Consider the following 9,696-nt stretch of genomic DNA (forward strand, 5'->3'; position numbering starts at 1 on the left):
TTACTACGGCCCCCGGGCAACGCTCTGGCAGTGCTGCTGGACGCGTTCGTGTTGTTCCTGTCTGACTGCGGAACAGCGACGGATCCGACTGGACTCGAACAGGCAGTCTGTACGGCGACCGGACCAATCGGCCTGCTGATCATCGGCGTCTACTCGTTCCTGATCGCGTTCCTCTTGCCACTGCCCAGTGAGGTCGTCCTCGCCCCGAGCGGGAGCATGCGCCTTGGTCTCTCCGAACCGGCGACAATAGCAGTCATCGTCGTCGTCAGCGGGGCCGGCAAAGCGCTGGGCAGCCTCTTCGCGTTCCACATCGGTCAAGAGACCAAGGAGTACGGTCCGCTGCTGCGACTGCTAGAGCGGTCGCGGTTCGACATCCTCGCATGGTCCGAGCGAAAGACCGTCGCCATCGCCAAGAAGTACGGCTACGCCGGTCTCGCGCTCGCGCTGTGCGTGCCGGGCTTCCCCGACACGCTCTCGATCTACGCGTTCTCCGTGCTAGAAGACGACTACGGGAAGTTCGCGGCCGCGACGTTCGCTGGCAGTGCCGGTCGACTGGTCGTGACGATCGGGCTGGCCGCCGGCTTTATCGCGGTCTTTTGACCAGCCCAACCGCGCGAGTAACCACAGTCTACTTTTTCCGTTCCCACACGGCCGTCTCCGCATGGCAACCACCGCTCGCCGCCTCCCGACACAGCTACTGTTCGGACTGCTCGTCGTCCTCGCGGGCGTCGTGCTCCTGTTGGACACGACCGGCACCGTCGACACGTCGGCGCTGTGGCAGTTCGTCCCCTCGCTGTTCGTCCTCCTCGGTGTCTATGCCATCCTCGCCAGCGGCTTCCGCAATCTGTTCGGGCCGCTCGTCGTGATCGTGCTGGCCGGACTGTGGCAACTGGCGACGCTCGACTTGCTCGGTGGGCTGGATCTGGTGTCGCTGTGGCCGCTGTTGATCGTCCTCTTTGGCCTGTCGCTGCTTGCCACTCACTTCCGCCCGCGACCCGCCGGGACGCCGGATTCACACGTCTCCGCGCTGGCGATTCTCGGCGGCAGCGAGAAGCGCGTCACCGGCCCGGACTTTACCGGCGGGGACCTCACAGCGGCCTTCGGCGCGGTCTCGCTTGACCTGCGGGACGCGACGGTCGCGACCCCGCCGGCCCACGTCAACGTCGTCGCCCTCTTTGGCGGCGGCGAAGTGATCGTCCCCCGCGAGTGGAACGTCGAGGTCGACGTACTTCCGATCCTCGGCGGTGTCAGCGACGAACGCGCCCGGACGAGCGAGAGCCACGAACAGGTGGATCTGGTGGTGACGGGGTTCGTAGCCTTCGGTGGCGTCGAAGTGACGGACTGATACCGTTGGCTGTCACTTCGTGAAGCGATTCGCCACTCCGGGGTGGCGAAATCAGTCACAGATGGACAGCCGACAGTATGAGACGGAACAGTGTCGATCCGGCCCGGATCGACTGCACATCGTCGCACGGTCGACCGGGAAACGGCGAGACCGTTCCGTATGAGCGAGCGGTTTTTATCGCTGGATCGGCCACTATCGAGCGTGACTCGCGACCACTCGGCGATCCCGATGCGTATGCGCCCTCTCGTGAGCGTCGAGTGGATCCAGACGACGCCCGCTCGCCGGTAACACGGCTGTGCGGGCGAGACTGGCGAAACTCGGTCGCCTTCTCGCACAGTTCGACGACCACGACGACACCAGCGACACATGAGTGCAAATCGGCAGGCTTTCCACAGGCTCGGAGGTATCGATCCAGTATGAGTGACCAGCAGTTTCCCACCGACAATCCCGCAGTGGTGACGGTCGGGTTGCCGTACGCCAACGGCGACCTTCACGTCGGCCACCTGCGTGGCTACGTCAACGGTGACGTGTACGCCCGCGCGCTCCGCAGGGTCGGCCAGCAGACCGCCTTCGTCTGTGGCTCTGACATGCACGGCACCCCGATCGTCGTCAACGCCGCCGAGGCAGGCGTCGATCCCGAAGCGTACGCACTCGACTATCACGAGACGTACGCCGAGACGTTCCCGCAGTTCAACGTCGAGTTCGACAACTACGGCCACACCGACGACGCGACCAACACCGAACTCACACAGGAGTTCGTCCGGTCGTGGGTCGAACAGGACCACGTCTACGAGAAGGAGATCCAGGTGGGCTACGATCCCGACGCCGATCAGTGGCTCCCCGACCGCTTCGTCGTGGGTACCTGTCCGTACTGCGGCGAGGAGGCACGCGGCGACGAGTGCGACGAGGGGTGCCAGCGTCACCTCGAACCCGGCGAGATCGAGGACCCCGTCTCGACGCTGACGGGCAACCCCGCCGAGTACCGCGCCCGCGAGCACAAATTCCTCCGCCTGAACGACTTCAAGGAGTATCTCGGTGGCTTCCTCGACCGGCTGGAAGGGACGAAAAACGCCCAGAATCAGCCTCGCGAGTGGGTCGAAGGCGAACTACAGGACCTCTGTATCACGCGAGACATGGACTGGGGCGTCGATTATCCTGCGGAAGACGACGAGGAAAACCTCGTCCTGTACGTCTGGGTCGACGCGCCCATCGAGTACGTCGCCTCGACCAAGCAGTACACCGACCGGGTCGGTGCCGACACCTACGACTGGGAGGACGTCTGGAAAGTCGGCGGCGAGCAGCGCCACGGCACCGACTGGGACGACGACTGGACCGACGACGCCGGTGAAATCGTCCACGTCATCGGCCGCGACATCATCCAGCACCATGCGGTCTTCTGGCCGGCCATGCTTCGCGGCGCGGGCTACGCCGAACCGCGCGCGATCCTCGCGACCGGGTTCGTCAACATCGACGGCAACTCACTCTCGACCTCGCGCAATCGCGCGGTGTGGGCCGAAGAGTTCCTCGATGCCGGCTTCCACCCCGATCTGTTCCGCTACTACATCGTCTCCGGGTCGGGCATCGAGACCGACGTGGACTTCTCCTGGGACCGCTTTGCCGAACGGGTCAACGGCGAACTCGTCGGCAACGTCGGTAACTTCCTCTATCGCTCGCTGCTCTTCGCCCAGCGTAACTACGGCGGCACGCCCGACACCGAGACGAGCGAGAACGTGCGCGAACGGATCGAAGCAGCCATCGAGACGTTCGAGACCGCTGTCGACGACTACGACCTGCGAACCATCGCCGACGTGGGCGTCGAACTCGCGGACTTCGGGAACGAGTACATCCAGCGCAACGAGCCGTGGAACCTCGTCGACGACGACCCCGAGGAAGCCCAGCAGGTCATCCGTGACTGCGTCCAGCTATCGAAGGCCGTCGCCGTCCTGCTCCAGCCAGTCCTGCCCGAGAAGGCAGAGCGGGTCTGGGGCCAACTCGGCGAGCAGGGATCGGTCGCCGACGTGGCGCTTTCGGCTGCACTGGAAGCGCCGCCGGCCGACTTCGACGAGCCGACGGAACTGTTCACCAAGGTCGAAGACGATCACATCGATGGCCTGAACGACCAGCTTCAGCGTCGCATCGAGGCAGCGAGCGAGAGCGAAGACGGAGAGGACGAGAGCGACGACGAGGAAGTCGAACTCGAACCGCTCGAAGACGAGCGCATCAGCTTCGAACAGTTCCAGGGCGTCGACATGCGCGTCGGCGAGATCACCGCCGCCGAGGACATCGCGGACTCGGATAATCTGCTCGAACTCGAAGTCGACATCGGCATCGAGACCCGGCAGGTCGTCGCCGGCCTGAAAGGACTCCACGAGGTCGACGACCTGCCCGGCACCCGCGTCGTCCTCCTCGCCAACATGGAGAAAGCCGAGCTGTTCGGCCGGGAGTCGAACGGGATGGTGCTGGCGGCGGGCGAGGACGCCGATCTGCTGACGACTCACGAGGACTCGCCGCTGGGCACGCGCATCCACTGATCGGGGCGGTCGCCACTCGCCGCCGAGTCGGTCGCGCGTGACAGGGTCCTTTTGTACCCGCGCCTCCAACGTCGAACCATGACTGACGACGCCGACACCGACGACGGAGACTGGAAGTTCTCGGTCGACGAGGTCGGACCGGACGATCCCACCGAAAACGGCCGGTCGGTGGATCTCTCCCGGGACGACGTTCCCGACGAACTGGTCGACGATGACGACGGGGGTAACGTCGCCGGCACGCTGAGTTCGATCGGTCCCATCGAGCCAGAGAAGCCGTCACTGGAGAACGCCCTGTTCGTAATCGTCGGCGTGTACATCGGTGTGTTCGCCATCGCAGCAGCTCTCCCGGGGTTTCTGGGATCGCTCCAGAACGTTGCCCTGCTGGTCGGTGGCGTGCTGGTGGCGGCGCTGCTCTCGCTTGGCTTTTTCGGCGCGCTGACCCCAGATACTTAATCCCGCCCGGCCCCTAGCCAGACCATGTCCCTGCTCAACGAATCACTCTCGATGCTGCTGTTCGTCGGGGGAGCTATCTTGCTGGTCGCGGAAGCGTTCGCACCGGGGGCGCACTTCTTCGTGCTCGGTGTCGCGTTGCTGACCGCAGGTATTGTGGGGCTGCTCTCCCCCATTGGCGGCATCGCCGGGATCGTCTTGCTGGCGGTCGCCGTGCTGGTGATGACTGGACTGACGCTGTGGGGGTACCGGAAACTGGACATCTACAACGGCGAGGGATCGGCACAGACGAGCGACTCCTCGTCACTGCGGGGGCAGTTCGGCCGCGTCACCGAGCGCGTCACGGAGACCGACGGCGAGGTCAAACTCGACGACGGCGGCTTCAACCCCCACTATCAGGCCCGCAGCGTCGACGGCACCATCGAGGTCGGCACCGAGGTGATGGTCGTCGATCCCGGCGGCGGCAACGTCGTGACGGTCGAACCGGTCGGCGAGAGCAGCGACGAAATCGATCGCGCACTCGCCCGCGAGCGGGAGCGCGAATCGGAGCGCGAGACCGAACGCGAATTCGATCCCGACGTCGAATCGGACGCCGCGTGAGTTCGATCCCGAGCGTCCTGTAAGCCGCACATACCTATCATGGCGACCGAAGGCTTTTCTTTTAGCCACCCTGACGTTCGGACGATATGCTACCAAGTGTAGTCCTCCAGGGAGGCGGGATCGCGTTCGTCGCAGTGGTCCTGCTTCTGCTCGCCGTCGCACTGGTGTACTCGAGTATCGTCATCATCCGCCCGTACCAGCAAGGTGCCTACACGGTGCTTGGGTCGTACAATGGGCTTCTCGACCAGGGGATTCACTTCATCTACCCGTTCGTGTCGGACGTGACCCGCTTCGACATGCGTACCCAGACGCTGGACGTGCCCCGCCAGGAAGCGATCACCCGCGACAACTCGCCGGTGACCGCCGACGCCGTCGTCTACATCAAGGTGATGGACCCCAAGAAGGCGTTCCTCGAAGTCGATAACTACGAGCGCGCCGTCTCGAACCTCGCCCAGACGACGCTCCGTGCCGTGCTGGGTGACATGGAACTGGACGACACGCTCAACAAGCGCCAGGAGATCAACTCGCGCATCCGCAAGGAGCTGGACGAACCCACCGACGAGTGGGGTGTCCGCGTCGAGTCCGTCGAGGTCCGCGAGGTCAACCCCTCGAAGGACGTCCAGCAGGCCATGGAACAGCAGACCTCGGCCGAACGCCGCCGCCGTGCCATGATCCTCGAAGCGCAGGGTGAACGCCGCTCCGCCGTCGAGACGGCTCAGGGTGACAAGCAGTCCAACATCATCCGCGCACAGGGTGAGAAGCAGAGCCAGATCCTCGAAGCACAGGGTGACGCCATCTCCACCGTCCTCCGCGCGAAATCCGCCGAATCGATGGGCGAGCGCGCCATCATCGACAAAGGAATGGAGACGCTCGAAGGCATCGGTGGCAGCGAGTCGACCACCTTCATCCTGCCCCAGGAACTCACCTCGCTCGTCGGTCGGTACGGCAAGCACCTCACCGGCTCCGACGTGAAGGAGAACGGCCACGTGCTCGAAGGACTTGAGTTCGACGAAGAGGCCCGCGAGATGCTCGGACTCGACGATATCGAGGAGATCCTCGGACAGATCGATCAAGATGCCGAGATCGACATCGAGGAGATGGAAGAGCAGGCCCAGAAGATCAAACAGGGCGAAGATCAGGGCATCGACGCGGCAAACGAGGCCATCGAGCAGATGGATCAAGAGATCGAAGGCGGCCCGAGCGGCGACGGCAGCGACACCACGTAGCGACCGAAGCCGGTGGCTACCGCCACCAACAGTCGAAGCCGTTTTAATACTGGTCGTCATATTGGTAATAGAAATGGGTGGGGATGGCTCGGTCGACGAATCCAAGCGGGCGACCTTGCGCCGGTTTGCCGCACTCGGCGCTGCGAGTCCGCTGGCGCGGTTTTCCGAGAACGACGGCGAGACGGGGAGCGACAGCGACGCCCGCGAGGCCATCGCGGGCTACGTCTCGACGACACCGGGGGCACACTTCTCGAAGATCAGGGACGACCTGCAACTGGGGACCGGCGAGACACAGCATCACCTCCGGCAACTCGGGGAAGCGGGCCGCATCGAGAGCTACAAAGACGGCGATTACCGGCGCTTTTTCTCGGCCGACCAGTTCGACGACACGGAGATGGTCGTCCTGAGCTACCTCCGGCGGGACACCGTCCGGGGGATGCTCGTCGCGCTCCTCCAGAACCCGGCGGCGACGGGCGGCGACATCGCGGACGCTATCGGTGTGTCCCGACCGACGGTCAGCAAGTACGCCAGCGAACTGGAGTCGGCTGGACTCCTCTCGCGCGAGGACGGCTACGCCGTCGAGCACCCCGAGACGGTGCTCACGCTGATCGTTCGGTTCGCCGACTCTTTCGACGAGCAGGCTGCGACACTGGCGGCCGACGCCGCCGACCTCGTTTCGTACGATCCCTGACTCGTAGACACGGCCTATCGGTGCCCCGGCATAACAATCGACACGACGACGACGAGCGACGGCACTCGAAGCGACCGATAAGCCGCCACTAGCCCGGCTACGGTGCGTATACCTATCGGGCTGAGCCACGTCGCCCCTGCCGCGATGCAACCCCCACAACAGCCCACCCAGCAGCCCGAAGCGACCGGACAGCCAACAGGTCACCAACAGCCCACCGGCGAAGGCATCCAGCACCAGGCCCAGGAGCAACCGCCCCAGCAGCCAGCAATGCCCCAGGAGCAACCGCCCCAGCAGCCAGCGATGCCCCAGGAGCAACCGATCGGACAGGCGGCAGGACAGGGCGCTGGCCAGACGGCCGGCGGGCAGGGCCTGCGTCTGCAGGACGTCGAGACGCCCGAGCAGCGTGCCGTCGTCGACAGCGTCGCGCGATCCCAGCAGGTCTGTGAGTGGTGTGCCGACCAGTGCATCCAGCTGGCCGACCAGCAGATGATCGAGTGTATCCGGCTGTGCGAAGACGTGGCAGAGCTGAGCGAGACAGTGCTTGCCCTCGTACCGCGGAACTCGCCGTTCGCGCGGCGTGCACTCCAATCGTTCGTGCAGGCGGCCCGGGCCTGCCAGCAGGAATGTAGCAGACACACACACGCTCACTGTCAGGAGTGTGCGCAGGTCCTCGGGCAGGCGATCAACACCGTCGAGCAGTATCTCACGACGGCACAGCAGGGTCAGGCGCACCTGACCCAGCAGGGCCAGCAGCCACAGCAGCTATAGAACGACAGAAGCAGTCGCGGACACCGGCGACCGCACGGAAAACGGGGCAGACGAAAACGGCGGCGGGCTTACGCGGTGACTTTCCAGGTCGTCGCCGATGAGTAGCCCCACTTCTCGACCTCGATATCGAACTCGCCGTCCTCGATGGCGGTCATGTTCGTCCCGACTTCTTTTGCCGACAGACCGAGTTCGTTACCGATGAGCCGCGACTTGAAGTACGTCTGTGTGTCGGCATTGTTGCGGAGGAACTCGAGGATGCGGCGCTGTTTGTCCGAGAGGTGTGTGTCGGTCGTCGTCGCGGTCGTGCTCATACATGGTCGTATGGCACAGTTTCCCTTAGTGAGTTTGGTACAGTGAGTTAACACCGCGCCGTCTTGCGTTTTTGTGCGTTGAGTTACCGTCCCGAGTGGCTGTCACCCGACCTGACTGCCTGCGTTGGTACGGGTGGGTAACACCGCGAGAGCGATCGGTCTCGCTGTCGATGGACGACGGCAAACACTTTACTAATGGATGTTCATACGAAAACCGGAGGTCTACAGCCTTGGAAATCTCGGAGAAACTCCTGTGTCTGTTTAGTGCGGAGATTACTGACGAGGGCGACCGACACGTGGTCGAAATCCCACAGCGCGAAGTCGACACCGGATCGGTCGAGTCGGGGGAAACCTATCGTGTTGCCCTGATCAAGGCCGACGACGCTGGAACGGACGAGGAGACGACGCCACAGCAACCCTCGTCGGCACCGTCGTCGGAGCCACAGCCACCGGTCGAACCCGGTGAGATTCGCTACGTCGAGATCGAAGACATCGGCAAGCAAGGCGACGGCATCGCTCGCGTCGAGCGAGGCTACGTCATCATCGTCCCCGGGGCAGAGATCGGCGAGCGTGTCAAGGTCGAGGTCAGCGAAGTGAAATCGAACTTCGCCGTCGGCGAGATCATCGACGGCGACGTCTAGAAGTCCGTCCCGTCGATCCGTTTTGCGCCCTCCGAATCGTGGACGACGACGGTCCCGGCGTCGCGGTCGACCGGTTCGTACCGCTCGCTGAGGGCGATCGCTTCTCGCAGTTCTCTGATCGCCCGTTCTTTCAGCGTCGTCGCGAGTGCCTCGGCGTCCTCGCGTGAGATGTCCCGGCCCAGCCCCTCACACTCGTGCGCACGGACGATCCCTGCCTCGTCGACGGCCTCGCCCATCGGCTGGACGGTGTTGTCCAGTGCGACCGAAAACGGGTAGGTCTGGCAGATCAGTGGGCGGTCCTCGTGGACGGTACAGGCACCGACACCGTCGGACTCCTCGTAGAAGGTGCAGTCGCCGCAGTCGTCGGTCTGGAGCGCCCACTCGAAGGTCTCGCCCGCCAGCCCGTCGTCGCCCTCTGAGAGGCCATAGGGCATCGGCCGGGCCACGTCACGGAACTCGGCGTCGGTCGCGGCCTGTAGGTCGCGGATCTCGTCCGGGAAGATCGTCGCGGTGTGTGGCTCGCGGTCGGCGTCGACCGTCGAGGAATCGCTGTCGGCAGTTTCGTCGCCCGCGTCAGTCGCTGCGGGATCGACCGCCGGTTCCGTCGCGGTACAGCACGCGCCACAGCGCGTACACTCGAAACCGATCGACTCGATGGCGTCGGCCAGTTCGGCCACGTCGAGGTCGCGGGCGCGGTCGAGGTCCGATTCCAGACTCACACCGGAGTTACTGGCCGCGCGGACAAAAGCGTCGCGTCCTCACCCACGCCGGAGCCAGTCCCGGTCGACCCGCCCCTCGACGGCGAGCTTTTCGAGGTGGGCGCGGACGGTCGCTTCGGCGAGGTCGCGTACGCCGGTCAGGTCCTTGTCGTAGGCCCGATCGGTGACACCTGCGACGGTCGTGGCACCGTGCTCGACCGCCCGCTCGATGCGGCGCTCACGGTCGAGACGGTGAGCGAGGAGCCGTCGGCAGGTGGCGACGGAATCGTCGATCACCGGTCCGTGGCGGTCGTGTTCAGATAAGGATGAAGAGTGAGGCGGTCCGTTTTCAAAGTGATTCATGCCCGAAAACGGCCGCCTCATCGGGAATTTAGACGAGATCGACTTAGAGTTTGTTGAACGAGAAGCGACACC

General features: G+C 64.4%; 12 protein-coding genes and 1 pseudogene. 10 read left to right on the forward strand and 3 right to left on the reverse strand.

What is annotated here, in order from left to right; translation table 11 throughout:
• Positions 1-30 precede the first annotated feature (30 nt).
• The 8 genes from AC5FRW_RS14585 (at position 31) to AC5FRW_RS14620 (ending at position 7,611) form a co-directional block, all read left to right on the forward strand.
• A complete protein-coding gene (locus AC5FRW_RS14585) occupies positions 31-600 on the forward strand; it encodes a YqaA family protein (RefSeq protein WP_493569193.1) in 570 nt (189 codons plus the stop codon).
• 61 nt (positions 601-661) lie between these two features.
• On the forward strand, positions 662-1,345 hold the full coding sequence (locus AC5FRW_RS14590; protein ID WP_493569194.1) for a LiaF transmembrane domain-containing protein: 684 nt from the start codon (positions 662-664) through the stop codon (positions 1,343-1,345).
• Between the two features lie 416 nt (positions 1,346-1,761).
• A complete protein-coding gene (metG, locus tag AC5FRW_RS14595) occupies positions 1,762-3,876 on the forward strand; it encodes a methionine--tRNA ligase (RefSeq protein ID WP_493569195.1) in 2,115 nt (704 codons plus the stop codon).
• A 78-nt stretch (positions 3,877-3,954) separates the two neighbouring features.
• Positions 3,955-4,329 carry a DUF7312 domain-containing protein gene (locus AC5FRW_RS14600; protein WP_493569196.1) on the forward strand — a complete coding sequence of 125 codons (375 nt, stop codon included), beginning with the start codon at positions 3,955-3,957 and terminating at the stop codon, positions 4,327-4,329.
• Positions 4,330-4,353: 24 nt separating this feature from the next.
• Entirely contained in the window at positions 4,354-4,926 is a 573-nt protein-coding gene (locus tag AC5FRW_RS14605) for an NfeD family protein (protein ID WP_493569197.1), read from the forward strand.
• Positions 4,927-5,012: 86 nt separating this feature from the next.
• A complete protein-coding gene (locus tag AC5FRW_RS14610; protein ID WP_493569198.1) occupies positions 5,013-6,152 on the forward strand; it encodes an SPFH domain-containing protein in 1,140 nt (379 codons plus the stop codon).
• A gap of 73 nt (positions 6,153-6,225) precedes the next feature.
• Positions 6,226-6,843: a winged helix-turn-helix transcriptional regulator gene (locus AC5FRW_RS14615; RefSeq protein ID WP_493569199.1), complete on the forward strand. Its 618-nt coding sequence runs from the start codon at positions 6,226-6,228 to the stop codon at positions 6,841-6,843.
• Between the two features lie 144 nt (positions 6,844-6,987).
• Positions 6,988-7,611 carry a four-helix bundle copper-binding protein gene (locus AC5FRW_RS14620; protein ID WP_493569200.1) on the forward strand — a complete coding sequence of 208 codons (624 nt, stop codon included), beginning with the start codon at positions 6,988-6,990 and terminating at the stop codon, positions 7,609-7,611.
• A 68-nt stretch (positions 7,612-7,679) separates the two neighbouring features.
• On the opposite strand, the gene AC5FRW_RS14625 is transcribed toward AC5FRW_RS14620, so the two are convergent.
• Positions 7,680-7,922 carry a DUF7123 family protein gene (locus tag AC5FRW_RS14625; RefSeq protein WP_493569201.1) on the reverse strand — a complete coding sequence of 81 codons (243 nt, stop codon included), beginning with the start codon at positions 7,920-7,922 and terminating at the stop codon, positions 7,680-7,682.
• Between the two features lie 230 nt (positions 7,923-8,152).
• Here AC5FRW_RS14625 and AC5FRW_RS14630 point away from each other — a divergent pair, with 230 nt between their 5' ends.
• Positions 8,153-8,563: a TRAM domain-containing protein gene (locus AC5FRW_RS14630; RefSeq protein WP_493569202.1), complete on the forward strand. Its 411-nt coding sequence runs from the start codon at positions 8,153-8,155 to the stop codon at positions 8,561-8,563.
• Here the strand turns inward: AC5FRW_RS14630 and AC5FRW_RS14635 are convergent.
• Positions 8,560-9,282, reverse strand: a complete 723-nt coding sequence (locus tag AC5FRW_RS14635; RefSeq protein WP_493569203.1) for a YkgJ family cysteine cluster protein — start codon at positions 9,280-9,282, stop codon at positions 8,560-8,562. The genes AC5FRW_RS14630 and AC5FRW_RS14635 overlap by 4 nt on opposite strands.
• Before the next feature lie 39 nt (positions 9,283-9,321).
• Complete coding sequence (locus AC5FRW_RS14640; RefSeq protein ID WP_493569204.1) at positions 9,322-9,558, reverse strand: hypothetical protein; 237 nt, start codon at positions 9,556-9,558, stop codon at positions 9,322-9,324.
• A 64-nt stretch (positions 9,559-9,622) separates the two neighbouring features.
• Between AC5FRW_RS14640 and AC5FRW_RS14645 the strand changes: the two are divergent.
• Positions 9,623-9,696 (forward strand): annotated as a pseudogene (locus tag AC5FRW_RS14645) (IS6 family transposase); the annotation flags it as partial.

It is taken from the genome of Halomicrobium sp. HArcht3-1 (genome assembly GCF_058933345.1).

What these genes read in the sequence shown, in the direction of transcription:
- AC5FRW_RS14590 (WP_493569194.1), top strand. Translation starts at nt 662, where the DNA reads ATGGCAACCACCGCTCGCCGCCTCCCGACACAGCTACTGTTCGGACTG.
- metG (WP_493569195.1), top strand. Translation starts at nt 1,762, where the DNA reads ATGAGTGACCAGCAGTTTCCCACCGACAATCCCGCAGTGGTGACGGTC.
- AC5FRW_RS14600 (WP_493569196.1), top strand. Translation starts at nt 3,955, where the DNA reads ATGACTGACGACGCCGACACCGACGACGGAGACTGGAAGTTCTCGGTC.
- AC5FRW_RS14605 (WP_493569197.1), top strand. Translation starts at nt 4,354, where the DNA reads ATGTCCCTGCTCAACGAATCACTCTCGATGCTGCTGTTCGTCGGGGGA.
- AC5FRW_RS14610 (WP_493569198.1), top strand. Translation starts at nt 5,013, where the DNA reads ATGCTACCAAGTGTAGTCCTCCAGGGAGGCGGGATCGCGTTCGTCGCA.
- AC5FRW_RS14615 (WP_493569199.1), top strand. Translation starts at nt 6,226, where the DNA reads ATGGGTGGGGATGGCTCGGTCGACGAATCCAAGCGGGCGACCTTGCGC.
- AC5FRW_RS14620 (WP_493569200.1), top strand. Translation starts at nt 6,988, where the DNA reads ATGCAACCCCCACAACAGCCCACCCAGCAGCCCGAAGCGACCGGACAG.
- AC5FRW_RS14625 (WP_493569201.1), bottom strand. Translation starts at nt 7,922, where the DNA reads ATGAGCACGACCGCGACGACGACCGACACACACCTCTCGGACAAACAG.